The organism is Streptococcus sp. SCPM-O-B-15277 (M60), assembly GCF_058200335.1.
This window is the reverse complement of record NZ_JBYQGR010000007.1, coordinates 1-23,247: the sequence shown is the minus strand read 5'-3', so window position 1 is coordinate 23,247 and position 23,247 is coordinate 1. Positions and strand designations below refer to the sequence as shown.

Annotated in this window: 25 protein-coding genes and 1 pseudogene; 3 read left to right on the top strand and 23 right to left on the bottom strand. The window is 39.5% G+C overall.

From position 1 onward, the window contains the following. Positions 1 to 12: 12 nt before the first annotated feature. The 3 genes from dltB to AC3E9F_RS08200 are packed head-to-tail and all read right to left on the bottom strand — an operon-like array spanning position 13 to position 2,978. Positions 13 to 1,257, bottom strand: coding sequence for a D-alanyl-lipoteichoic acid biosynthesis protein DltB (gene dltB, locus AC3E9F_RS08210; protein ID WP_263394109.1), 1,245 nt, complete (start codon positions 1,255 to 1,257; stop codon positions 13 to 15). Further along, on the bottom strand, positions 1,254 to 2,804 hold the full coding sequence (gene dltA / locus AC3E9F_RS08205; RefSeq protein WP_263394110.1) for a D-alanine--poly(phosphoribitol) ligase subunit DltA: 1,551 nt from the start codon (positions 2,802 to 2,804) through the stop codon (positions 1,254 to 1,256). The genes dltB and dltA overlap by 4 nt, the downstream gene beginning before the upstream one ends. 15 nt (positions 2,805 to 2,819) lie before the next feature. Further along, on the bottom strand, positions 2,820 to 2,978 hold the full coding sequence (locus AC3E9F_RS08200; protein WP_490672990.1) for a teichoic acid D-Ala incorporation-associated protein DltX: 159 nt from the start codon (positions 2,976 to 2,978) through the stop codon (positions 2,820 to 2,822). 255 nt (positions 2,979 to 3,233) lie between these two features. On the opposite strand from AC3E9F_RS08200, the gene hslO reads away from it, so the two are divergent. Then, complete coding sequence (gene hslO / locus AC3E9F_RS08195; RefSeq protein ID WP_263394112.1) at positions 3,234 to 4,106, top strand: Hsp33 family molecular chaperone HslO; 873 nt, start codon at positions 3,234 to 3,236, stop codon at positions 4,104 to 4,106. Continuing rightward, positions 4,093 to 5,073, top strand: coding sequence for a tRNA dihydrouridine synthase DusB (gene dusB, locus AC3E9F_RS08190; RefSeq protein WP_263394113.1), 981 nt, complete (start codon positions 4,093 to 4,095; stop codon positions 5,071 to 5,073). The genes hslO and dusB overlap by 14 nt, the downstream gene beginning before the upstream one ends. 52 nt (positions 5,074 to 5,125) lie before the next feature. On the opposite strand, the gene AC3E9F_RS08185 is transcribed toward dusB, so the two are convergent. Together AC3E9F_RS08185 and AC3E9F_RS08180 are read right to left on the bottom strand one after the other, a co-directional pair. Further along, positions 5,126 to 5,812 (bottom strand): YoaK family protein, encoded by a 687-nt coding sequence (locus tag AC3E9F_RS08185; RefSeq protein WP_263394543.1) that lies wholly within the window; start codon positions 5,810 to 5,812, stop codon positions 5,126 to 5,128. Between the two features lie 122 nt (positions 5,813 to 5,934). Further along, positions 5,935 to 6,621: a hypothetical protein gene (locus tag AC3E9F_RS08180; protein WP_263394114.1), complete on the bottom strand. Its 687-nt coding sequence runs from the start codon at positions 6,619 to 6,621 to the stop codon at positions 5,935 to 5,937. A 282-nt stretch (positions 6,622 to 6,903) separates the two neighbouring features. On the opposite strand from AC3E9F_RS08180, the pseudogene AC3E9F_RS08175 reads away from it, so the two are divergent. Beyond that, a pseudogene (locus tag AC3E9F_RS08175) lies at positions 6,904 to 7,135 on the top strand (hypothetical protein). Between the two features lie 42 nt (positions 7,136 to 7,177). On the opposite strand, the gene AC3E9F_RS08170 reads toward AC3E9F_RS08175, so the two are convergent. The 18 genes from AC3E9F_RS08170 to AC3E9F_RS08085 all read right to left on the bottom strand — a co-directional run bounded on the left by AC3E9F_RS08170 (position 7,178) and on the right by AC3E9F_RS08085 (position 23,049). Beyond that, entirely contained in the window at positions 7,178 to 7,951 is a 774-nt protein-coding gene (locus AC3E9F_RS08170; protein ID WP_263394115.1) for an NUDIX hydrolase, read from the bottom strand. A gap of 73 nt (positions 7,952 to 8,024) precedes the next feature. Then, positions 8,025 to 10,457, bottom strand: a complete 2,433-nt coding sequence (locus AC3E9F_RS08165; RefSeq protein WP_263394116.1) for an ATP-dependent Clp protease ATP-binding subunit — start codon at positions 10,455 to 10,457, stop codon at positions 8,025 to 8,027. 6 nt (positions 10,458 to 10,463) lie between these two features. After that, on the bottom strand, positions 10,464 to 10,922 hold the full coding sequence (locus AC3E9F_RS08160; protein WP_263394117.1) for a CtsR family transcriptional regulator: 459 nt from the start codon (positions 10,920 to 10,922) through the stop codon (positions 10,464 to 10,466). A 225-nt stretch (positions 10,923 to 11,147) separates the two neighbouring features. Further along, positions 11,148 to 11,459, bottom strand: coding sequence for a DUF7675 family protein (locus AC3E9F_RS08155; RefSeq protein WP_317852509.1), 312 nt, complete (start codon positions 11,457 to 11,459; stop codon positions 11,148 to 11,150). A gap of 27 nt (positions 11,460 to 11,486) precedes the next feature. Further along, a complete protein-coding gene (locus AC3E9F_RS08150; protein WP_263394119.1) occupies positions 11,487 to 11,726 on the bottom strand; it encodes a hypothetical protein in 240 nt (79 codons plus the stop codon). Between the two features lie 149 nt (positions 11,727 to 11,875). Beyond that, the gene (locus tag AC3E9F_RS08145) at positions 11,876 to 12,136 is read right to left on the bottom strand and encodes a hypothetical protein (RefSeq protein WP_263394120.1); all 261 of its coding nucleotides are present in this window, start codon (positions 12,134 to 12,136) and stop codon (positions 11,876 to 11,878) included. Positions 12,137 to 12,287: 151 nt separating this feature from the next. Further along, positions 12,288 to 12,563, bottom strand: coding sequence for a hypothetical protein (locus AC3E9F_RS08140; protein ID WP_263394121.1), 276 nt, complete (start codon positions 12,561 to 12,563; stop codon positions 12,288 to 12,290). Between the two features lie 50 nt (positions 12,564 to 12,613). Next, positions 12,614 to 12,958 carry a hypothetical protein gene (locus AC3E9F_RS08135; protein WP_263394122.1) on the bottom strand — a complete coding sequence of 115 codons (345 nt, stop codon included), beginning with the start codon at positions 12,956 to 12,958 and terminating at the stop codon, positions 12,614 to 12,616. Positions 12,959 to 13,064: 106 nt separating this feature from the next. Then, complete coding sequence (locus AC3E9F_RS08130; RefSeq protein WP_263394123.1) at positions 13,065 to 13,793, bottom strand: ABC transporter ATP-binding protein; 729 nt, start codon at positions 13,791 to 13,793, stop codon at positions 13,065 to 13,067. Then, entirely contained in the window at positions 13,793 to 14,800 is a 1,008-nt protein-coding gene (locus AC3E9F_RS08125; RefSeq protein ID WP_263394124.1) for an ABC transporter substrate-binding protein, read from the bottom strand. Before AC3E9F_RS08125 ends, AC3E9F_RS08130 begins: the two co-directional genes overlap by 1 nt. 35 nt (positions 14,801 to 14,835) lie before the next feature. Further along, positions 14,836 to 15,594, bottom strand: a complete 759-nt coding sequence (locus AC3E9F_RS08120; RefSeq protein WP_263394125.1) for an ABC transporter permease — start codon at positions 15,592 to 15,594, stop codon at positions 14,836 to 14,838. Beyond that, on the bottom strand, positions 15,557 to 15,847 hold the full coding sequence (locus tag AC3E9F_RS08115) for a thiamine-binding protein (RefSeq protein WP_263394126.1): 291 nt from the start codon (positions 15,845 to 15,847) through the stop codon (positions 15,557 to 15,559). The genes AC3E9F_RS08120 and AC3E9F_RS08115 overlap by 38 nt, the downstream gene beginning before the upstream one ends. A gap of 256 nt (positions 15,848 to 16,103) precedes the next feature. Then, positions 16,104 to 17,636 carry a cardiolipin synthase gene (gene cls, locus AC3E9F_RS08110; RefSeq protein WP_263394127.1) on the bottom strand — a complete coding sequence of 511 codons (1,533 nt, stop codon included), beginning with the start codon at positions 17,634 to 17,636 and terminating at the stop codon, positions 16,104 to 16,106. A gap of 172 nt (positions 17,637 to 17,808) precedes the next feature. Further along, positions 17,809 to 18,753, bottom strand: coding sequence for a 3-oxoacyl-[acyl-carrier-protein] synthase III C-terminal domain-containing protein (locus AC3E9F_RS08105; protein ID WP_263394128.1), 945 nt, complete (start codon positions 18,751 to 18,753; stop codon positions 17,809 to 17,811). Between the two features lie 14 nt (positions 18,754 to 18,767). Beyond that, a complete protein-coding gene (locus AC3E9F_RS08100) occupies positions 18,768 to 20,030 on the bottom strand; it encodes a F390 synthetase-related protein (protein WP_263394129.1) in 1,263 nt (420 codons plus the stop codon). Then, positions 20,008 to 20,823, bottom strand: coding sequence for an MBL fold metallo-hydrolase (locus tag AC3E9F_RS08095; RefSeq protein ID WP_263394130.1), 816 nt, complete (start codon positions 20,821 to 20,823; stop codon positions 20,008 to 20,010). Before AC3E9F_RS08095 ends, AC3E9F_RS08100 begins: the two co-directional genes overlap by 23 nt. Next, entirely contained in the window at positions 20,798 to 21,778 is a 981-nt protein-coding gene (locus tag AC3E9F_RS08090) for an NAD-dependent epimerase/dehydratase family protein (protein ID WP_263394131.1), read from the bottom strand. The genes AC3E9F_RS08095 and AC3E9F_RS08090 overlap by 26 nt, the downstream gene beginning before the upstream one ends. Next, positions 21,775 to 23,049, bottom strand: coding sequence for a glycosyltransferase (locus tag AC3E9F_RS08085; RefSeq protein WP_263394132.1), 1,275 nt, complete (start codon positions 23,047 to 23,049; stop codon positions 21,775 to 21,777). The genes AC3E9F_RS08090 and AC3E9F_RS08085 overlap by 4 nt, the downstream gene beginning before the upstream one ends. Positions 23,050 to 23,247: the final 198 nt, after the last annotated feature.

The window sequence follows — 23,247 nt, the reverse complement described above, 5'->3', positions numbered from 1 at the left end:
TTTTAATTCCTTTTATTTTTTAAACCATAAATCATTCAAAAATCCAGAGAAGATTAAGAATGAGACCATCACGACATGGAAGGTGACTACCATGCCAAGCAACTGAACCCAACGATTTTCAAGCAAGGGAGGTCGTCCTGCTTTCTTACGTTCTTTATTGAGCGTTTTTTTCTTTCTGACCCAGGCATCATTAATCACTAAACCTACCCCATGAAAGAGTCCGTAGGCGATGTAAAACCACGTTATTCCATGCCAGAACCCCATAAGGAGCATGTTTAGGATATAGGCGACACTTGAGGTCACATTTCGATTCTTAAACAATTTCTTTCTCGTCATCACCATGACCATGCGCATAAAGACAAAGTCACGAAACCAGAAAGATAAACTCATGTGCCAGCGATTCCAAAACTCTTTCAAATCCCTTGATAAGAAGGGTTTGTTGAAGTTGATCGGACTACGAATCCCCATCAGATTTGAAATCGCCAAAGCAAACATAGAATAACCCGCAAAATCAAAGAAGAGTTCCAAACCAAATGTATACATGACTGCGACCACATAATGGTTAAAGAGACCACCTGTCTGCAAAGCTAGATTTTTTAGCGGAGGTAATAAGATTTCACCTAAAATATGAGCTAGGATAAATTTATACAGAAATCCTAACATGATATACCGGACGGACTCAGCTAGCATATCCATCAATTCATCGCGTTCTGGAATCGTCTGATAATTTTCATTAAAACGTTTGAAACGATCAATCGGACCACTTGAAAATGTCGGCATAAAGAGGAGAAAACGTAAATACTCCCACAACTTTAATTCCTTAATGACTCCATCTCTGAGTTCGATAATGACTCCCACCGAACGAAAAGTCAAATAAGAAATTCCGATAAAGCCTAACAAGGACTGTGTTCCATTAATAGCTGGCTGGACCTTGACAAAGATGATAGGAAGTAAAGATAACAGACTAACGAGATAGAAAGTCCATTTCCCGTCTTTAGTTTTTCGATACTGCTTGTAAAAAAGAACCAACAAGATTTGCCATATCAGATAAATCCCTAAGGCAGCCAATTGATTGGTCTTGCCACCCGTCAACATAGTGACGATAAAGAAGAGACTAACCAATATTTCATACCAGGCAAAGCGTTTTTTGAATAAAAGACCGATAAAGATTGGCAAGGTGGCAGTAATCACATACAAAAAGTACTGCGGATTCCCATACGGCTCAATATGAGGTAGCTGTTGTAGGAAATCCATCATCTATTATTTACCTCGTTAATTAAACCTTTAATGTCAATTTTACCATTTGGAGTCAATGGTAATTCCTCTCTGTAAAGGAACTTAGACGGCATCATATAAGACATCATAATATCCTCCAAATCTTCCTTGATAGCTTTCGTGATATCGATGTCGCGCTCAAATTGTTCTTTGACGCCATCTTTTAAGATGACATAAGCCAAGAGATTTTGGACCTTGTGATCTTTATTATAACGTGGAACTGCGACAGCCGATTCGATATACTTCGATTTGTTCAAGTTTTGAGAAACATCCTCAAGTTCGATACGGTAACCGTTAAACTTAATCTGGAAGTCCATCCGTCCACCGTAAAGAAGAAGACCTTCATCCGTCATGGTTCCGACATCTCCCGTATGGTAGGCTGGAAGTCCTTCAAATTCGAAGAAGGCTTCTGCTGTTTTCTCTGGATTATTCATATAACCTTTTGAAACAGCCGGTCCAGACACGATGATCTCTCCTTGCTCACCATTTGGCAATTTATTTCCTGCCTCATCAATGATAAAGGTTGGAGAATCTTCTTTGGTATAACCAATTGGCAAGCGTTTAAGAGTCGCTAGCATCACATCTGTGATAGCAACTGCCGACAAAGCAACCGTTGCTTCCGTTGGCCCGTAAGCATTGATAATACGCGCATTTGGGAAACGATCGCGCAGTTTTTGAGCCGTTTTAACGGTCAACTCTTCCCCATCAAAGTAGAAATGGGTAATGCCTGGCATCTTTTCAGCATTGAAATCTTCAGACAACATAGCCATATCTGCAAAAGATGGCGTTGAAGTCCAGATAGCAATCGGAAGAGAGAAGATGGCTGCAAAGAGTTGTTTAAAGTCTTGAGTGATGGCTGATGGAAGGGCAAAAAGCGTCCCTCCAAGAGCTAAGGTCGGTGCCCAATACATGACAGACAAGTCAAAGGAATAAGGTGGTTGCGCCAACATTTGCGGACGCTCTGGCGTCGCAAATTCCTTGTCCGTAATCATCCAGTTGGTGAAACTGAGCAAGTTGTCGTGTGAAATTTGCACCCCTTTTGGTTTTCCAGTTGTTCCAGAGGTAAAGATGATGTAGTAGTTATCATCCCCCTTGACCGGATGCTGCAAATCATACGCATTCTGAGCTGCATAAGCTTCACGGACTTGCTCCAAGTTCAAGATCGGAGTAGCTGGGTTTTCAATGGGAAACTCATTGATAGCGATGATTAAACTTGGATCAGCCACTTCAACAATAGCAGACACGCGCTCCAAGGCAGAATGGCTGTCAATTGGAATATAAGCATGGCCAGATTTTGTCAGAGCCACAAAGGTTGCCAACATTTCATATTCTTGTCCACCAAAGACCACAACAGGTGACTTTTCCGGAAGTCCCATTTGGTCAATGTGGGCTGCTAAACTATCTGAGTCTGCCTTCAATTGGCCATAGGTATGCTCTTCTCCAAGGACATTGTAGACAGGATAGTTGGGTTGCAATTGGGCGTAACGTTCAATCGCCTCGATCATATCAGTAATTGGTTGGTTTGACACAGTAGGGATCTCCTTTTAGAATTCATTGTAGATAAAGCCACCCTGACTTTGTCCTAGATAGCTAAAGAAGTAAAGCAAACCCAGTAAAATAATAAAATACAGGACCGTTTGTCCAAAAAAAACATAGTATGGTTTCTTTTTATTCACATTAGACTCTTTTCTGTAAATTTTCATTATCTTTTCACAAACATGCAATACTTTTTTGTCTTGCTCCCATTTTACCACTTTACTTTGTTTATTTTCAACTGTTTACTATTTTTTAGAAGTTGATTTTAGCATATTTTAAGGAAAGCTAAGATATCAATAAAAATATTCTAAAAAGCCCAATTTCTTTGCCATCCTAATATTGACAATTATAAGTGAAACAATTTGAAAGGCTAGCAAACACACCACTCCCCCTTTGGGCATTTTTATGCTAAAATAGTAGTTATGGATAAAATTATTAAAACAATATCAGAAAGTGGATCTTTTCGTGCTTTTGTTCTAGATAGCACGGAAACGGTCCGTACTGCTCAAGAAAAACACCAAACCCAAGCTAGTTCAACCGTAGCGCTTGGTCGTACTTTAATCGCCAGCCAAATTCTCGCTGCCAATGAAAAAGGAAATACCAAACTGACTGTCAAGGTTCTTGGAACCAGCTCCCTCGGTGCCATTATCACCGTCGCCGATACCAAGGGTAACGTCAAAGGCTACGTTCAAAACCCTGGAGTTGACATTAAAAAGACTGCAACAGGAGAAGTCCTCGTTGGACCTTTTGTCGGAAACGGTCAATTTCTAGTGATTACAGACTATGGCACTGGAAATCCCTATAATTCCATGACGCCTCTTATCTCTGGAGAAATCGGTGAAGATCTAGCTTTCTATCTTACAGAAAGTCAACAAACGCCTTCTGCTGTTGGCCTTAATGTCCTTTTAGATGACGAAGACAAGGTCAAGGTCGCAGGTGGTTTCCTTCTCCAAGTTCTACCAGGGGCCAGGGAAGAAGAAATTGCTCGTTTTGAAAAACGAATCCAAGAGATGCCAGCCATTTCAACTCTTCTAGAAAGCGACGACCATATCGAAGCCCTCCTCAAGGCAATCTATGGTGATGAGCCCTACAAACGTCTGTCCGAAGAAGAAATTCGTTTCCAATGTGACTGTAGTAAAGAACGCTTTATGGATGCTCTTTCTAGCCTTCCAGTTTCCGATCTTCAGGAAATGAAGGAGGAAGACCACGGGGCGGAAATCACTTGTCAATTCTGCCAAACGACTTATAACTTTGATGAAAACGACCTGGAGGAACTCATTCGTGACAAATCTTAATACACCTTTTATGATTGGTAATGTTGAGATTCCCAATCGTACCGTTTTAGCGCCCATGGCAGGAGTAACCAACTCAGCCTTTCGTACTATCGCAAAAGAACTTGGCGCAGGCCTCGTTGTTATGGAAATGGTCTCTGACAAAGGTATCCAATACAACAACGAAAAAACCCTTCATATGCTTCATATTGATGAAGGAGAGAATCCAGTTTCTATCCAACTCTTTGGTAGTGACGAAGATAGTCTGGCTCGCGCAGCAGAATTTATTCAAGAAAATACCAAGACCGATATCGTGGATATCAACATGGGTTGCCCAGTCAACAAAATCGTGAAGAACGAAGCCGGTGCCATGTGGCTCAAGGATCCTGATAAAATCTACTCTATTATTAACAAAGTTCAATCAGTCCTTGATATTCCTCTCACTGTCAAAATGCGTACGGGCTGGTCTGACCCATCCCTAGCAGTTGAGAATGCCCTTGCTGCCGAAGCCGCTGGGGTTTCTGCCCTTGCCATGCATGGTCGTACACGTGAGCAAATGTATACTGGACACGCTGACCTTGAGACTCTTCATAAGGTAGCACAAGCTCTGACAAAAATTCCATTCATCGCCAACGGCGATATCCGGACGGTTCAAGACGCCAAACAACGCATCGAGGAAGTCGGTGCTGATGCCGTTATGATTGGGCGCGCAGCCATGGGAAACCCCTACCTCTTCAACCAGATCAATCACTACTTTGAAACGGGAGAAATCCTTCCTGATTTGACCTTCGAAGACAAGATGAAAATCGCCTACGAGCACTTGAAACGCTTGATTGATCTCAAGGGAGAAAAGGTTGCTGTCCGTGAATTCCGTGGCCTAGCTCCTCACTATCTCCGTGGAACATCTGGAGCCGCTAAACTTCGTGGCGCTATTTCACAAGCAAGTACTCTAGCAGAGATTGAAGCACTATTGCAGTTAGATAAAGCATAATCTTCTATCCACCTCACAAAAAAGGCAAAGCTCAAAAACGAGCCTTGCCTTTTTATATATTTTCAACTTGCAAATCTAGTTGCTTCACTCTAGCAATATAGTAGGACATAATCAAAAACAGATTGAAACTGACAATCCAAATAGACCATTCATGGAAAAAATGCATAGATACAGCTAAACTAATTGCCCCCAAAACGAAACTCCCTACAACAATTCCATAGTTCAAGGCTTGGCGACGATATTCTTGAACATCTCCTTCTCCTCTAACGATGCGATACAAAGCAGTCAACATCTTTCGGTAATTTCCAGAAGTCATAAAAATGACATAAGGATGATCTTCAATCAAACTACCCGTAAATGTTAGCATCATCATACCTGTTCCAAAAGCAATAAAAGGTACTTCTAGTAAAGGAAATCGAGAAAAGAAGGGCAAAAGAAGAGTTCCAATAAATAAGGGAAGCAGCATCTTAACCCGCCAATAGGCTGTTTTGCGATATTCTTTCATGTGTAATGCAAACAGAAATCCTAGGGAAAAGAAAATAATGGAGCAGAACCGCAACATGGTATTGATGACATGTGAATCGTGCCAATCTGATATCAGTAGGAGAATATTCCCTGTCTGTGTCGCCACCAAACTATGGTACTGGATGTGACAGAACACATCCAAAGAACCACCGATAAAGCCAAGAAACACTCCCATGAGTCGTGTATTTTGAGGTAAAATTAATTTATCCGCCATTGATTTATCACTCATTCCCTTTTGATTCATTTATTATACCACTTCTATTAGAGAAATTAAGTGAAAAACAGTTGAACTACTCTTTTATAAATCTAAGTCTAGACAAGATTTGAGACAGCTTTTTATGGTTGAATCAGAACAACACTAGATACCGTACCATCTGCCCCTGTTGTAATTTGGATAACTTTTCCACCACCTACTTCAGCATTGTATTTCCCATCATCAAGAGTATAAGAATAGCTTTGGATAGAATAGTTTTCTTTCTTGCCATCAGCAGATTCTACTGTAAATTGGCCACTTGGTGAAACTATAATTGTTTCGCCATTAGTACCCTTCCAATTTCCAGCCACAGCCGAAAAATCTTTGTCCACCATAGTCAAGACACCTTTATAACGTTTGTTATGTTCTGCCTGCTTGTCTTGAAGTTTTCGATCAGTTGCTGGATCATAAGTTGACTGATTCGGCTTTTCTTGTGTTCCTTCTTGATTTGATGGTGCTTGAGAAGGGCTTTGCTTAGTGGAAAATTCTTGGCTCTGCTTTGTTTCTGGTGCCGTTGTTGCTTGCGATTGATTAGCAGTAGACCTTGACTGATCAGAAGATGATGACTTAGTGTTTTCTGATGTAGTTGATGACTTCTGAGTCTTGTTATCTTTACTTGAAGAACTTGCCTTAGAACTAGAAGATGCTTGTGTTGTCTTACTAGAACTATCACTCGCAGTGTTCTCTTTCTGATTACCACAAGCTCCTAATAACAAGGTTGAAGCGAGTACAGTTGCGGCCATCAATTTGATAGAAGTTTTATTTTTCATTTTACACTCCTTATGTAATGTTTTTGAAATGTTTAGAAATATTTTTGTAACAATATTGTAATATTTGTTTTTGATTCTGTCAACTATTTATCTAAAATTTTTTAGAATTATTTTTGAGTACATTTATTTTCTTATTCCTCCTATATCTTTTATTCGTAAATGATTTTAAAAAACAGGAAAATTTTTCCTACTAAAATAATATATTTTATAAGTGAAATCGCTTGCATTTTTTTCTTGAAGGACTATAATAAAATTGAAATAGGATATTGGAGGTGTGGGCTTATGTTAAGAAACTATTACAAGTATCTTCCTTGGTTGATTTTAGCTGCTTTCTGTTCTTATGGGGGGTGCTACTCATTACGCTCAAACAACATTTGATTTGTTTTACTTAACTGCCATTTTCATGATTGTCTATGTAGCTTTATTGTATTTACACGAAACCTATTTAAAATATAAATACAAAGATTTATTCATTCGATTTATGAGCAATTCTAATAAAGATAAACATCCTTAAATCATAAGAAAAAGAGGTCGGAAAAAATTCCGACCTCGCTTTTTATTTCAATCGATAAATGGTAATGACTTCCTTCTGAGGAATCCGTTTAAATCCAACTTCCTCTAAACGATCACTGTATTTCATCAAGAAACTATCACTCGTACATGATTTGCCTGGACTTAGAGTCTCAATGAGAGCTAAACCATCATCCACTGTGAATTCATCCTCTAGTAAATAAAGGAAACGAGGGTCATAATCGATAGCTTTTTGAATCTTCTGGATGGATGTTTGAATAATGGATAAGTGGTCAAATGCAAAGTCCTTCTCCTCAAGTTCTTTACCATCCAAGTAACACTTGCCTGTGTGAAAATCGACATCCACAAGAACGACTTCTTTTGCATCATCTCCTGCCTTAGCCAAGTCAAGAGCTCGACTGGGTAGGTAAACCAAGTGGGCAATGGTAACTGTCCACCCTCTGGGATCACGACCAGGAGTAGATACTGTCACTAGCTGCTCAATCTTTTCCAGTGGAAGATCAAGATTGATTTCTTCTTTTACCTCACGCTGACAAGAACGGGCAGCATCTTCCCCTTTATCCATAAAACCACCAACTAGCGCTAAGCAATTTTGAAAAGGGTGTGCCTTCCGACGAATCAGAAAGAGTTTCATTTTCCCTTCTACAAAGCAATAGGCTACCATATCCACAGTCACGCTTGGTTTTTCATACTGAGGGAGTGCTTGCTTGTGGTACCAGTCTAAAAATTCAGCTTGACTAGCGTGAACTTCAAAGTACTCTTTTTCTGTCATCCCGGTTGGAATTATCTGATTCATCATCTTCTACTTCCTTTCTGCTTTTGATGGCAATAAAGAGGGCGGATCTACAAATTATAGATTCATAGTTCTTGTTTTATATAATGTCGAATTTCAATTGACCTGCTTTGACACCAATTTTAAGTGTCTTACCTTCTTTCAGTTCACCTGTAAGAAGGAGCTCTGCTAGTTTGTCTTCTACTTCTGTTTGCAGGGTTCTGCGCAGTGGGCGAGCTCCCATCTCTGGATCATATCCCTTCTGAGCTAGAAGTTTAAGGGCAGAAGCTTGAAATTTCAAGTCAATTCCTTTTTCTGCGAGACTCGCAATCAATGGTTTGACCATAATCTTAACCACTTCTTGCATATCTTGACTTGATAGGCTATGGAAGACAACTTTTTCATCAATACGGTTGATGAACTCTGGACGGTAAGTCTTTTTCAACTCTTCGAACATCCGTTTTTCCATATTTTCCTGATCAAAACGAATATCCTTAGCTCCAAAACCGACTGTCTTGTCATCACGAAGAGCTGTCGCACCAAGGTTCGACGTCATGATAATGATGGTATTTGAAAAATCAACCTTACGGCCTTTACTGTCCGTCAAGACACCATCATCCAAGACCTGCAAGAGAACATTAAAGATATCTGGGTGAGCCTTTTCTACCTCGTCAAAAAGCAAAACTGAATATGGTTTGTTGCGAACCTTCTCGGTCAGCTCTCCACCTTCTTCATAGCCTACATAACCTGGAGGAGCTCCGTTGAGACGGCTGGCTGCAAATTTCTCCATGTACTCACTCATGTCGAAACGGATAAGAGCAGACTCGTCATCAAAGAGAACTTCTGCCAAGGCTTTGGCCAATTCAGTTTTACCAACACCTGTCGGTCCAAGGAACATAAAGGAACCAATCGGACGTTTGTTATTGCGGATACCCGATTGATTTCTCCGAATGGCACGACTGATACTAGATACCGCTTGTTCCTGTCCGATAACCCGTTTATGCAGCTCAGTTTCAAGGTTGAGATACTTCTTGACATCCGTTTGTGTCAATTTTTGAACTGGAATACCTGACAAGCGACTCAAGGTTGTCAAAATATCAGATTCTTTTACTAGATCTTTATGGACTGGAACTTCCTGTTCTTTTGAAATGAGCTGAGCTGCTTGTTTCCATTTTCCATCCATCAAGGCCTTATCAGCTGGTGTTAAACCTGACTCATCTTTTTTGACATGTTTCGATTTATTTTGGACAGTTGCTGCCGCTTCATCCAAAAGATCAATCGCTGAGTCTGGCAAGTGACGGCTGGTCAAATAGCGATGGGCCATTTTGACAGCTGTTTCTACTGCATCATCTGTAATTTGAACATGGTGGTGTTTCTCATAAGTTGCTTTCAAGCCCTGCAAAATAGCCATACTATCAGCCACGCTCGGCTCTTCTATCATCACTTTTGCAAAGCGACGAGAAAGGGCCGCATCTTTTTCGATGTGTTTTTGGTATTCTTCCTGAGTAGTCGCTCCGACAGTCCTCAGAGTTCCACGTGCCAAGGCAGGTTTCAGGATATTGGCCGCATCCAAGGTCGAATCAATACCACTTCCAGACCCCATAATAGTATGGAGCTCATCGATAAAGAGAATAACCTTACCGTCTTCCTCAATATCTTTGATGATATTGTTCATACGTTCTTCAAAGTCTCCACGGAAACGGGTCCCCGCAACCACATTCATCAAATCAAGCTCTAGGACACGCATCTTAGCCATTTCATCAGGTACATTTCCGTTGGCAATTCGTTGCGCAAGACCAAGTGCCAGAGCCGTTTTACCAACACCTGCATCTCCGACTAAAACTGGATTGTTTTTTGTTTTTCGACTCAAGATTTGAATCATACGAGAGATTTCTTGGTCACGCCCGATGACTGGCTCTAATTTCCCTGAACGGGCTTGTTCTGTAAGATCATGAGTGTAATCTTCCAATCCACCACTTGGGCTTTGAGGCATGCCCATCATATTGGCCATAGAATTTTGCCTATCTGCAACTGAGCGATGGCGCTGACGCAGAGCCTTCAAATCTTCCTTTGTCCAACCAGCACGCGCTTCAAGACTACGACGAAGCCCTGCAATCTTGACTTGGTCCTTCTGGTCTTCATAGGAGAAACCTGCTTTTTCCAGAATGCGAGTTGCTAGGGCGTTGCCGTCATGCAAGATAGCGTATAGAAGGTGCTCAGTACCCAATGCTTTGGCATGAACAACTGAAGCAATATGTTCCGCTTCTAATAGTAAGACATTTAAGCGGTAGGAGAAGGGAAGTTCCTGGTAATCTTCCTTGTGGTTATAGTTTGCCTCTGTTAATTCTACAGCGACTTCCTCTAAACGATCAATCTCATAAGGGAATTCGTTGAGAGTTGCTCCGGCAACACTGTAGCTATGATTGGCCATGGCAATCAGTAGGTGCCATGATTCTAGGTAGTCTGCACCAAAGCGACTCGCTACCAGAAAGGCGCTATCGATACATTCTCTCAATGCTTTTGAATATTTCATGTCGTTTTATTTTCCTTTTCTATCTACTTCATGCAACAACTGACGAAGCATATTGGCACGAATACGATTAGCTTCCTCACCTAGAATTCGGTCTGTCCCCGTAGCTAATAATAGATTCATCTCTTGGCGGGTCATGAGTTCTTGTTCGACTAAGAGTCTTAAAACATCTTCAAAGATGACTTGGTTCACCTCATCACCCACTGAATACAACAAATCACGAAGCATATCATGATGGTTAGAGAATTCAATTCGACCAATGCGAATATAGCCCCCGCCACCACGTTTGCTCTCAACTAGATAGCCTCTACTCTCTGTAAAACGAGTCTTAATCACATAGTTAATCTGGCTAGGTACGACTTGAAAGGTATCCGCTAGCTGGCTTCGTTGCAATTCTACGATACCAGATTGTTCTAAAATCGCCTTGATATAGGCTTCAATATGGTCCGATGTATTTTTAAATTTCATAGCTTGCTACCTCCTTCTTCAACTTTGACCATCTTTGACTATACTATCATTTAAGACTCTATAAGTCAAATTTTTAGGGCTAAGACCTTGAAAATACTGATTTCCTTAAAAATACGATGGTATTAAGACACCTTGGTTTTTCTTTAAAGTTCCTTAAAAAGTCCACAAAAAAGAGCCCTTAAAAGGGCCTTGATAGCAAAAAAATTCCCAATCGAAACAAATAGTTCATAACTTCCTATCTGAGAAAAAATCTCTCCAGAAAGGATTTTCGCTATCAAAAATTCTAACTTCTTCTTCCGTCATATTGTGAGGATAGTCAAGAAAAAGGTTATAAATTTTTTTCTTATCAAAGCTGAACAGAAACTCTCCTATAACACCTATTCTATAAATCCACCAAACTTTTGACTCTTCACTATCTTTGTAAAAATCACTGTACCCTTCAAGATTAGATTCCGAAAAAATGGGTTCATCTATTTCATCTATTTCATCGAATGGGGCTTGTTTGCTGTAGTCATTTAATTCATTATTTAACATTATTTAATCACTTTTTGTTATCTCTTAAAATTACCACCAGGTAAATGATTTCTCGCTTGGTAATTCTCCTCTATCCCACATCTGCTTCACCGCTCCACGAGCCTTGTTTGCATAATAGGGTGCCCCAAGTTCTTTATCATAATTTGACTCGATAGCAACTGTAACTTCACCAGTTTGCTCATCAATCTCAATCATACCTGGGTCACGGTTTTCAGGAATATACCAATATCCTAAAATACTAGAATTAAAAATTTTAATTAGTTTAAGCATTGCTTTTTTCCTATATTCTAAAGTCGCTCAAGTCATTTAGTACCACACAACTTGCCCTGATTCTTTCAAGCCACCGTCTTCATTTTTTAGATTTATAATACATTTTGACACATTGAACGGATTGATTGCTATAGTTTCTGTGTAACACACTATGATTGACTATCCGATAGCGTAAATACTGCCACTTTATTCATCAATTCATCCTCTGTGTAGTCAATTGCAAATGTATCCATTTCAAAAAAAGATTTTGGTGGGGTTGAATCCACAAAAGGGAGACTATTTATCCTATACTCTTTGTCTCCAATTTTTACAAATTGATTAACTCTTAATTCAGAAAAGTCTGGATTTTCAACTGTAATAGAGACCAAACGATTTGCAATTCTGTAAACAGCAATGATTCTATTTCTCATATAATTACCTACTACACAAATACTTGATTTAAAGTAAGTACCTCGGCCATTAACATTTAATTCAAGATCTGCGCCTATATATTTTTAATTTCTTCTTTTTTCATACAATACCATTCCACCTATAAACTCAAAGAACAAGATAAGCCCAAATTTAGCTATCTACTAGTTGTTTTGCTTTTTCATAGTAAGTCTTTAAAAAATTTTGGCACAATTCTCTGTTCTCTGTATCTTCTTCGACATAGAAATAATACATTTGTTCATCATTAATAACATCAAAAAGAGGTTCATTCTCTGCTATCAAACCGTCAGCAAAAGCCTCATCTTCGCCTAATTTAGCAGTGATCTCAAGAAAAAAGTCATAGTAATCATCAACATCACCACTTACACCTCTTTTTAGCATATCTAATACTTGTTGACTGTATCTCATAACAACTCCTCTTTCTAATTATAAGACAACACTTCACCTACACTGAATCATCATTTTTCAATCATCCTGATGATTTCTTTTAAGGTTGGCTTGGTCTTTCTAATTCTATCCCATGATCTCATTTTTAAAAAAGTTGGTAAAGGAATGCCATTTATTTTAGGCATTTCTTTAGATAATTTATATTTTTGTCTAATTTTATCTTTATTATCCATTACATACTGATTACGAGGTAAACAATAAAAAATACCCTCGCCAAAATAACTTAGCTCTTCATCGGATATTTCAATAAGTTCTTCCGGTTTTACAAAAATAGCTCTATTCACTCTATCTTTTCCGTCAGAAAAAACCTTTTCTATAAAATCTTTATCAAATCCCATTTTTAAACCATGTTTCATTTTTCTTCATTATAGCCCTTTTAGTTCCTTCTCGCAAGTTAGTTTCCCTTTTTTAAAAGGCAAAAGAGAGCTGGCAAAGTATAAACTTCACCAACTCTCTTCATTTCTAATTATTTAAGCCCAACTCCGCTAAAATCTGGCGTTTGTAGGCAATTTTTTGAACTTCCTTGTCTTCGCCTTCAGACCAATCAAGTTTGACTTCAGAAACAATCTGACCAGGGCGATTTTTCAAGATATAGATGCGATTACTGAGATTGAGGGCCTCCTCGATACTATGCGTAATGATGAGCGTCGTCAGGCCTAGCTGTTTATGAATATCAAGATACCAGGCATGAAGTTCCATCTTAGTCATCTCATCCAAAGCGCTAAAGGCCTCGTCTAGAAGAAAGAGCTTATGCCCGAAAAGGTAGGTACGGAGTAAAGCAACACGCTGGCGCATCCCACCACTGAGTTCATGAGGGTACTTATCCCTTACAGCCGTCAACTGAAAGGTAGCAAGGATTTCATCTGCTTTGGCAATGGCTTCTGCCTTATCCACCTTTTGGATCAAGAGGGGCAAAATGATATTGCCAAGAACGGTCTTATGTTCTAGGAGTAAATCCTTTTGGAGCATATAACTCACGCGCCCCTTGGGATTTTCCTCACCGTCAAGAATGATTCGTCCTGACTGGACTTCTAAAATCCCTGCAATTAGGTTAAAGAGAGTAGTCTTTCCTACACCACTGGAGCCTAGGATAGAGACTACTTCACCTGAGGTTACCTGTAGGTTAATATCCTCTAAAATCTTTTCATTGTCGTAGGCATAACTTACGTGTTCTAGTCTAATTTCTGTCATTATTTTACAAATTCGTTCGTGAATCCTTTATCAGTCAAGTCTTCCTTGAGGATACCATTTTCTTTATCCCATTTGTAGAAGGCATTCCAGCGATCAGCATCAAATTGTCCCCATTTTTCCTTGTCGCTAGCATATTCCTTTGACAAGTATTTTTGAGATTCGATAACGAAATCACGTTTTTCCTTGAGTTCTGGGGCATTTTTGATCAGGATATCAGCCGCTTCTTCTGGGTGCTCCATAGCGTATTGGTAACCTTTTTTGATAGCTTGGATGACTTTACGAGCTTCTTCTTTGTTGTCTTTCAGATAGTCGTTGTTTGCAATGATCACTGGTGAATAGTAGTCAAACTCTTTCACATAGTCTTTCAAATACATGAAGTTAGCATCTACACCTTGAGATTTAGCAAGGATTCCATCCCAACCATAGTAAATCCAGGCAGCATCAAAAACGCCATTGGCAATCGGTGTAATCGAGTTTGAGTCGTTGTTTGGTACTTTTTCAACCTTGTCAAAGTCTCCACCTTGAGATTCTACCAAGGTTTTCAACATCGCAAGCTCAGTTGGATCATTCCAAGTTCCGTATTTCTTCCCAACCAGGTCTTTTGGACTATTGATATTGTCAGACTTACGAGAGATAATCCCTGATGTATTGTGTTCTACAATCGCTGCAACGGCAGTAATACCTGCTCCTTTTTCCAATTTCTTAGCCATGTAATCTTGGAAATAGATAGCAAATGGCGCCTTACCATTGATAACCAAGTCAGATGAACTTTCTTCTGGTGGCAATTTCAAATCAACATCCACTCCAGCTTCTTTGAAATAACCTTTTTCTTTGGCTACATAAAGCCCTGTATGGTTGGTATTGGGTGTCCAGTCTAGGATAAAGTCAATTTTTTTGAGTTCTGCTTCTTTGTTATCCTTAGAAGCTGTTCCTTGGCCACAAGCCACAAGCACGACAGCTAGAAGAGCTGTTACAATCGTTAAAAACACTTTCCATGTTTTCTTCATTTTTATTTCCTCTTTTCTTTTTAAAACGCTCTATTTTAAGTACGTTTCCATTTAATCACATATTTTTCACTGATATCGACTAGCTTCATACCTAGAAGACTGATCAGTGATACCAGAATAATAATCGCGAACATGGTGTCATACTGAAACAGTTTCTTGGATTGAATCATGTAGACACCTAGTCCTTCAAAGCCTCCCAACCACTCAGATACCACTGTAGTGATAAAGGCATAGGAGACACTGACCCTCAGACCGGCATAAAAGTAGGGCAGACTGACAGGGATTTTAAAATGCCACAGGATTTGCCAAGGGTTTGCACGCATCAGACTAAATAAGGTCAGCATATCCTTATCACAATGCCTAAAACCATCTAAAATGCTGACAATGATAGGAAAAGTAGTCGTCAAGATGATTAAGACAATCTTTGGCAGAATCCCATAACCCAACCATAACACTAGGATAGGAGCTATGGCAATGGTCGGGATGGTCTGGACAACCACCATCATAGGATAAATCAAATCATTGAGCCAACTCAGACTATCCATAAGGACGGCCATGATACAAGCTATCAAGACACCCAGCACCAAACCTAGTAAGGCGACTCTCAAGGTTGCCCAACTATGGTACCAAAGAAATTCTCTGTCACGAACAAAAGACTGGAGGATCTCAAGTGGAGTTGGAAGGATAAATTTAGGCAATAGATTAAAAATGCCTGCCAACTGCCAAACGGACAAGACACCCAAAAATCCTAGTAGGCTAATATGCCGTCTCATTATACTTTTCAAGTTTCTCATCAATGCTTAAAATCTCTCCTACATTTATTTTCACATTGGCAAAGACATTGTCTGCTCCTTGGCCTGCCACTTCTATCGCTTCTTTGAGAATACGCATGAGCTCATCAAATTCTCCCTCTAAAACTGTTTCAAAGGGTGTCACCACCATGGTTACTCCTTGAGCTTGCAGATAGGCAATGACTTGATCGATAAGAGCTATGCGGTCAACCCCTTGTGACAGGGGCAGGACTTGTAAAGCAATGCTTGCTTTCATTAAAACCTCCTTCTAAGTTACAGTTTTTCTTTGTAAAAAAAGAAAAACCTCTTTCATATATGAAAAAGGTGCAAAATTAGGCCAAGTATTCGTTCCCTACGCTGGCATTACCCAGATCAGGTGCGGTCGAAGTTTAACACTTCCTCTCAGACTGTACACAGACTCCCATATATTATATGGAATATGATAACGCAAAAAAAATAAGATGTCAAGGAAACTGCTTACAGAAAAAGAGACGGTTTCCCGTCTCTTTCAATTAAAGCATCGGTGCAAATAACTGCGTGACTTCTTTAATTATCATTTGATACCATGTAGGATTTATGGTATCCGAGAAGATTTCTTGAGATTGTTCAAAAATTCCTTCAAAATCTTTGCGAATATCCGCTATTGACTCTGTTTTGTAGAGTAGTACTGCATTTTCATAGTGGTGAACCAAGCTACGATAATCCAAGTTAATAGTACCGACAGCCGCGAATCGATCATCAACAATCATTTGCTTACTATGGATAAAACCAGGTGTGTATTCAAAAATGCGAACACCCGCAGATAAAAGATCTGGATAAGCTCCCCGTGTTACAAGTTGAATGAGTTTTTTATCCGGTATATGGGGCGTGACTATTCTCACATCTACGCCTCGCATCGCCGCATTTTTTATATCCTCTGTTAAATCATAATCGATAATGAGATAAGGCGTTGTGATATAAACAAAATCCTCTGCTTGGTTAATTAGATTTTGATAAACAATCTTCCCTACCTTCGTTTTATAGATTGGCTTAGGACCACTGCCGTATGGGATACAAAGACCGCTACCAAATCGTGTCTGATTTTCCAAATGATACTGATCAAAGTCACTGATTTCCCCACGGTTGATGTACCAGTTCATGAGAAATAGTCTGGTAAATGCTTGAGTCGCCGGACCATCAATCCGAATCCCACTATCTTTCCAGTGACCAAAACGTTCAATATGATTGATATATTCGTCTGCAAGGTTGATTCCACCAGTGTAGGAAATCTGCCCATCAATGACCAAGATTTTCCGGTGGTCACGGTTGTTATAGGCCACTGTCATACGAGGAATCACCTTATTAAATTTATGAGCATCAATCCCTTTAGACCGCAAATAAACAGTATAATCCCCAGGCAAAGTCACCATACAACCGATGTCGTCATAGAGCATCTTGACTTCGACTCCCTGAGCTGCCTTTTCTTCCAGAACTTCGAGTATGCTATCCCACATCAAGCCCTCTTCGACAATGTAGTATTCAAGAAAAATAAACTTTTCAGCTCTTTTAAGATCCTCCAGCATCTGTTGCCACATTTCTTCTCCATTAGCAAAGAATTGTGAGTCTGTATGGTCATAGACTTCTGCATTACTATCCATATGTAGCAAGGCATTGATAATTCCGTAAGCTGGTTTGTCTGTCTCCTGTAGTTGCAAATGGAGTTGGCGCCCATTATTCTCATGAAATGCAATAGAATTCAATTCTTGGAGTTGCTTCAGTTCTTTTTTTGATAGTCTTCTCTCACCGAACATGAGATAAAGCAGTGGACCAAACACAGGTACAAAGGTCACAATCAACCAAGTCACTTTGCTTTCAGGTGACATCGAACGATTGACAATCGCTATAACCGTTGCGACGCTAATTAAAAATACAAGAGTCACCCAAATAATCGGAGCAATCTGGCTCATGTAAAGAATAATTCCGAAAACAAGAACTAATTCTATAAGGATAATCGTAATACTAAAACCATACTTGGACATTAATAAGCGAAATTTTCTGATTCCCATATTTCCCTCTCAATTTCTAAGTCTACTCCCTGATTCAACGTCTGAAAACGCTTGTTACCTTCTAGTATACTTAGTTTCGTAAAAGTTATCAAGCTTTTTCTGTATAGGCCGATGGGTCCTACGTTTAAAATTAATTTAAAAAGCAGGCCACTTATATGTGCCTGCTTTTATTTTACAATTTCAAAGCCAACATATTGACCGTCATACCAGCTGCAGTTCCCATCAAGAAGATGGTATCTCCTTCTTTTACATAACCATGATCAAGTGCATAAGCTAAACCAAAAGGTACCGCAACGGAAACCATATTCCCATAATCAGTAACAAGATTCAGGTACTTATCTTCATCTACTCCCAGTTTTCCCATAACCAAAGGAAGAGCACGACTAGCTTGGTGAGGAATAATATAGTCTACAGCATCTTTAGAAATACCCGATTTCTCTTGGAATTCTTGGAACATCTCTGGAATAACACGAGCAGAAAGCAAGAGGATTTTCTTGCCTTTCATGTCAAACATGAAATTTGTCTTAGTCGCTTCAGAGTATTCTTTTGGTTGATACGAAGTCAAACCTCCACGAATCTCTGTATCGTGAGCTCCCTCTGACCAAGTGCGTTGGAGACTAGCGATAACTCCTTTGTCCTGATTACTTTTTTGGAAAATAAAGGCTGCTGCCCCATCACTAAAGAGTTCAAAACTTTCTTTTTGCTTTGGATTAAGCCCCAAGCTACCAACTTCACTAGATACAATCAAAACGCGATCATATTCTCCTGCTTCAATCAAATGTGACATAGTTGATAGAGCAGAGATAAAACTTGTACAAGTCGTATTAATATCCATAGCTGGGATAGAGAGCCCGTTTGCCACACGTTCATGAATCAAAGCTGCTGTACAAGGAATAGGCTGAACACCAACCGCACTAGCTGATACAAGGCAATCAATGTCTTTCATACTCAAATTTGCGTTTTTAAGTGCAGCTTGGATAGCCGCTTCCGCCAAATCGAGTTGCGTTTCTTCATTTTCAACCACACGATGACGAGTCTGATCTTTAAATTGCACTGTATTTTTTGGAAGGCAAACTCCATAGCCTGCGATTTCTACATGTCTTTTTACTTCTGTCATAACTTTTTGTCCTTTCATAAACGTTGGATACGTTTGAGTTTACGACTTGTATCCCAGTGATAATCTGAAAATTTTATTTCAGGTGTTTTAAACTCTTTTTGTTGCGCCAAGAGTCGAAACTGCTCTGTAATCGCTGTTTCAACTTGCTCGTCCCTCCGACTCAGACAAACTTCCACTAACTTCTCAGAATGTTGTTTGACTTGGTAATCTCCGACATTCTCCACAAAGAGAATACAACGTCTGATAAAGTCAGGAAAAATCGTGACTTGACCTCCATCTAGCCCTTCAAAGTAGAAAATATCATCAGATCGACCTTCGACCTTGTCAATCCTTGTGTAATGAGATCCACATGGGCAAGGTTCAGGATTTTCAACTAAGATATCGTTGAGCTGATAGCGATAAACAGGCTGACTGCTTCGTTTAAAGTCTGTAATCACTGGATAAAAACGTCGATCGTCCAGATAGTGTTTTTCTACAAATATGATATCTTCATTGAGATGAAGATTTCCAGCAGGGCAAGTACAAGCTAGAAAACCTTCGGTTGCCTGGTAGACTTGGTCAATAATGGATAGAGAAAAAGCATCAGCAATCCGTTCTTTATCACTATCTTCCAATATTTCTGCCACCGATACGATTTTTTGCGGATGAATCTTTAGCTCTCCGGCTTTTAGGCGCTTGCTCAATTCAATCAACATAGAAGCAGGTGCCACTACAATAGTCGGTTGATAACTATTGAGACGCTCTATATGCTCATCTGTATTCTTGAAAATATCAAAGTATTCTAAACGAATGAGTGCCGTATTGATTGTCTGATAGAGTTCATTATCCGCTCTGAGGAAAAAGGCGATGCGGTGTCCAAAAAGTTGACCTTTAGGCAACATCTTGGCTAGGATTGCCGCCGCCCACATACTTCGCTCTTTTTCGGTTGTAATAAAGATTCCCCGATGCCCGGATGTCCCTGAAGAAAGACCGACAGCTATTTCTCCTTTAAGTTCTGTGAAATTTCGAGTCTTTTCACTTTCGATAGCCAAAGCCAAGGCCTCGTCTCGATCCACTTCTTGGGTGTTGAGCTCATTAAAATGAGCCATCATAAAAGCTTTGTCCATATGGTCAAAGTCGCTAGGTACCCCATTTTTAAAATAAGGCGACTCACGTTTAAGAAAGGCCATATAGGCAGCTAGTTGCTTTTTCTGATAGTTTTCTAAAGCGTCTCGAGATTTAAAATGATGAAGCCACCGAGTTTGGATAAACGTTTTAAGAAAGGTTATTTTTTTCATACAAAATCCGCTCAATCCTTTCTACAGGGTCATGGCTGACAACTACCTCAATGCCGTCTCTCAAGACTTCTTCCAGTAACTCTGTTCCCTTGATATAGTCAGTCTTGCTATCTTGAACCAAGGAAGGAATCAGATGCATCTGCTTGGTATAAGGCAAGAGGTCTATTCCCCAACAAAGATCTGCCGCGATAAAGAGATGATAGTCTGGAATAAAGAGACAAGCTTGCCCTTTGGCATGACCATCTATCGAAGCTACAAGGATACTTCCGTCTCCAAAAAGATCCTTGGTAGGCCGATAGTTAAAGTTAGCATTTTGCTGATCTGCCTTAATAACTGTCAACCTCTCCTCAAAAGTAGCCGGTAAAAATTCTTTAAAAATTAAATCTTTTAGTTTTGGTTTCTTATAAACATCATACACTTCCTGAGTCAGGATAAAGTTTGCATGAGGAAAGAAGCTAGCCCCTCCTAGATGATCTGGATGTAAATGAGATAGCAAGACATAGTTAATGTCTTCTGGCTTTATTCCTTTAGCTTCCAGCAAATGTGAAATCTGATCCTCCTCCGTCATTTGAACTGGAGTTCCTAGACGATAAAAACCATAACGAAGTTTCCTCTTAATATCATAGTGATAGCCAGTATCGTAAAGCAGATAGCCCTTTTCCTTATGCTTGATTAAAAAGACACCCGCTGGAAAAGTCATCTTTCTATTCTTGACACCCTTAAAGAGCAAACCAGCATAACTTGTACAATATCCTGCTGGGAAATACTCAATGCTTTCGATAATCTTGGACATATTGCTCAATCCCTTCTGAAATACTTATTTTTGGATGATAACCCAGTTCCTTCTCAGCCTTACTAATATCAAGAGTCTGACTATAGCGAAGCAGGTAATAGGTATAGCGTGTCAGGGCTGGCTCCCCTTTAAGATTCAGAGTCTTATAAAGAAACTCTAAACTACTGGCAATTCCCGATAATAGAGTTGCTGGAATTTTTCTATATTTGATTGGATAACCCAAACCTGTCAAACTTTCCTCCAGCAAATCCCTAAAAGCTCTTGGTTCGCCATTAGTGATGTTATAGATATCACCTTTTGCTTCTGGAGCTTCCAAAGCCAAACGAATTGCCAAAGCTACATTTTCCACACAAGTCATGTCCATGAGCTGACGCCCATCTCCAATCAAAGGAATTCCTATTTTTTGACTAAGGTTGATCACCCGTGGCAAAATACTGGTATCCCCAATCCCAAAAAGTCCACGAGGTCTCAAGATGATACTAGGAACATCTGGATAATCTTTAAAGAGTTTCTCCGAAGCTAATTTACTACGGATATAGTTATTGAGATTGTTTTCCTCTGGAGCATCACTTTCTTTGATAGCCAACTGCTCCTTGGGAGCAGCATAAATACTTGGCGAGGATACATAGACTAAGCGCTGAATTCCAGCTTGACGACAAGCTTCAAGAACATGTTTAGTCCCTAAAACATTGGCCTGATAAAAATCTTCCCACGGGCCCCAAACTGTTGACAGAGCTCCCGCATGAACGACCATATCCATTCCCTTACAAGCTTCTGCCACATCCTCAGCTTTGGTCAAATCCCCTTTAAAAAAACTGACTGAAGAATTCTCTAAGGAGTAACTAACTTTTCTATTTCTGCCAAAAGCTCGCACTAGATAACCATGATCTACTAATTCTTCTACTACATATTTACCCAAGAAACCTGTTGCTCCAGTTACTAAAACTGTTTTCATTTTTCTTTCTCCTTATCCGCTAGCAGACGATGAATTTCACTCTCCAAAATTTCCGTCGGATGATAAGACTGTGCTGCCTGGCGCAAAGTCTCTAATTCTGGCCAATTTTCTATAGCTAACAGTTTCTCAAAGGCTTGTCCAATGGCCTCGCTATTATCTCTTTTAGCTGTAAAAGCAATACCGGCCTCAACCCCACGAACGGCATAATCAAATTGATCATAATCATGAGGTAATATCAAAGCTGGCTTACCATAAATAATGCATTGATAAAAAATTCCAGCTCCACCATGATGAATGACATAATCCATCTGAGGGATATACTCCTTATAAGGGAGATAAGAAACAAGGGACAGATTCTCCATGAGTTTTTCACATTGGAAGGCCTCTCCACCTACACCACGAGTTACAAAAAAGTGACAATCAGGATGAGCTTTTGCAAGTTGCTTAGCTTGATAAATAAGATTTTCTTTTGCCCAAGCTAGTTGTGTACCGCAAGTCATCAAAACTTTCTTTCGCTCCATAAAAGGAGACAAATCTAAAGGATAATCCTCTCCTGCCTCAACTGAAGCTCCTGATGGGCCCACCCAACGAAAATGCTCTGGAAATTCCTTTTTAAGTTCTAATTCTTTCATGCCAATAGCGAGAATGGAATAAGGAGAATAAATTGTCTCCTGACCGAGTTGGTTATATACTTTGAATTTATATCTCTTTAAACGATCACGGAATGAAAAAGATACAATACGTTTCACTATACGAGTTGCTTTTCTCCCCAAAAATTGTATTGTAGCCTGCCAAAAATTCTTTGGACTCCCCATGCCACCAATAAAACAAGGAGGCCCATCAGTAGTTTCTAAAACAAATTGTGTAGCCATAGTAGTTATCCAGGGAATTCCAAGTTGATTAGCCACCAAACCACCAGACAAAGTAATAAAATCAGCAATAACAATATCTGGTCGATTTTTACTCCACTCTTCTAATAATTGATCCGAAACTAAATTAATTAAATCAATACTTTCAGAAAGTTGATGATAGGCTGACAAAACTCCTAATTGCTGATCATTATTTGCTGCGCGTTCAAACTCTTCGATGTGATTCTCTAGTATAGGAACAACAGTGAAACCAGCAACTTCAGCAACTTCTTTTTTCTGAGGACCTGTGAATAAACGAATCTCATACTGAGGATTATTCAGTAAAGGTACTAATAAATTCATTGTTGGATACAAATGTCCACTTAAAGGAACAACAACAACATCAATTCTGATTCTTTTCATATGTCTAGAATACCAAAAATAAAAAAAAAGAACTATCATTAGGATAATTCTTCACCAGATTATTAGTTTTTGAAATGGAAACGAAACAAAACATATAAGGAAATGTAATGTAATTTTACAGATAAATGATGATTTAAGAACATAATTACTTTTTATTTAAAAATAAAAAAAGGCATCTGCCTCAATCAAAATGTTGAC

What these genes read in the sequence shown, in the direction of transcription:
- AC3E9F_RS08170 (WP_263394115.1), bottom strand. Translation starts at nt 7,951, where the DNA reads ATGATGAATCAGATAATTCCAACCGGGATGACAGAAAAAGAGTACTTT.
- AC3E9F_RS08125 (WP_263394124.1), bottom strand. Translation starts at nt 14,800, where the DNA reads ATGAAGAAAACATGGAAAGTGTTTTTAACGATTGTAACAGCTCTTCTA.
- AC3E9F_RS08180 (WP_263394114.1), bottom strand. Translation starts at nt 6,621, where the DNA reads ATGAAAAATAAAACTTCTATCAAATTGATGGCCGCAACTGTACTCGCT.
- AC3E9F_RS08085 (WP_263394132.1), bottom strand. Translation starts at nt 23,049, where the DNA reads ATGAAAAGAATCAGAATTGATGTTGTTGTTGTTCCTTTAAGTGGACAT.
- AC3E9F_RS08120 (WP_263394125.1), bottom strand. Translation starts at nt 15,594, where the DNA reads ATGAGAAACTTGAAAAGTATAATGAGACGGCATATTAGCCTACTAGGA.
- AC3E9F_RS08185 (WP_263394543.1), bottom strand. Translation starts at nt 5,812, where the DNA reads ATGGCGGATAAATTAATTTTACCTCAAAATACACGACTCATGGGAGTG.
- AC3E9F_RS08150 (WP_263394119.1), bottom strand. Translation starts at nt 11,726, where the DNA reads ATGCTTAAACTAATTAAAATTTTTAATTCTAGTATTTTAGGATATTGG.
- AC3E9F_RS08095 (WP_263394130.1), bottom strand. Translation starts at nt 20,823, where the DNA reads ATGTCCAAGATTATCGAAAGCATTGAGTATTTCCCAGCAGGATATTGT.
- AC3E9F_RS08200 (WP_490672990.1), bottom strand. Translation starts at nt 2,978, where the DNA reads ATGAAAATTTACAGAAAAGAGTCTAATGTGAATAAAAAGAAACCATAC.
- hslO (WP_263394112.1), top strand. Translation starts at nt 3,234, where the DNA reads ATGGATAAAATTATTAAAACAATATCAGAAAGTGGATCTTTTCGTGCT.
- cls (WP_263394127.1), bottom strand. Translation starts at nt 17,636, where the DNA reads ATGGGAATCAGAAAATTTCGCTTATTAATGTCCAAGTATGGTTTTAGT.
- AC3E9F_RS08090 (WP_263394131.1), bottom strand. Translation starts at nt 21,778, where the DNA reads ATGAAAACAGTTTTAGTAACTGGAGCAACAGGTTTCTTGGGTAAATAT.
- dltB (WP_263394109.1), bottom strand. Translation starts at nt 1,257, where the DNA reads ATGATGGATTTCCTACAACAGCTACCTCATATTGAGCCGTATGGGAAT.
- AC3E9F_RS08130 (WP_263394123.1), bottom strand. Translation starts at nt 13,793, where the DNA reads ATGACAGAAATTAGACTAGAACACGTAAGTTATGCCTACGACAATGAA.
- AC3E9F_RS08115 (WP_263394126.1), bottom strand. Translation starts at nt 15,847, where the DNA reads ATGAAAGCAAGCATTGCTTTACAAGTCCTGCCCCTGTCACAAGGGGTT.
- AC3E9F_RS08165 (WP_263394116.1), bottom strand. Translation starts at nt 10,457, where the DNA reads ATGAAATATTCAAAAGCATTGAGAGAATGTATCGATAGCGCCTTTCTG.
- AC3E9F_RS08145 (WP_263394120.1), bottom strand. Translation starts at nt 12,136, where the DNA reads ATGAGAAATAGAATCATTGCTGTTTACAGAATTGCAAATCGTTTGGTC.
- AC3E9F_RS08140 (WP_263394121.1), bottom strand. Translation starts at nt 12,563, where the DNA reads ATGAGATACAGTCAACAAGTATTAGATATGCTAAAAAGAGGTGTAAGT.
- AC3E9F_RS08100 (WP_263394129.1), bottom strand. Translation starts at nt 20,030, where the DNA reads ATGAAAAAAATAACCTTTCTTAAAACGTTTATCCAAACTCGGTGGCTT.
- AC3E9F_RS08105 (WP_263394128.1), bottom strand. Translation starts at nt 18,753, where the DNA reads ATGACAGAAGTAAAAAGACATGTAGAAATCGCAGGCTATGGAGTTTGC.
- AC3E9F_RS08135 (WP_263394122.1), bottom strand. Translation starts at nt 12,958, where the DNA reads ATGAAACATGGTTTAAAAATGGGATTTGATAAAGATTTTATAGAAAAG.
- AC3E9F_RS08160 (WP_263394117.1), bottom strand. Translation starts at nt 10,922, where the DNA reads ATGAAATTTAAAAATACATCGGACCATATTGAAGCCTATATCAAGGCG.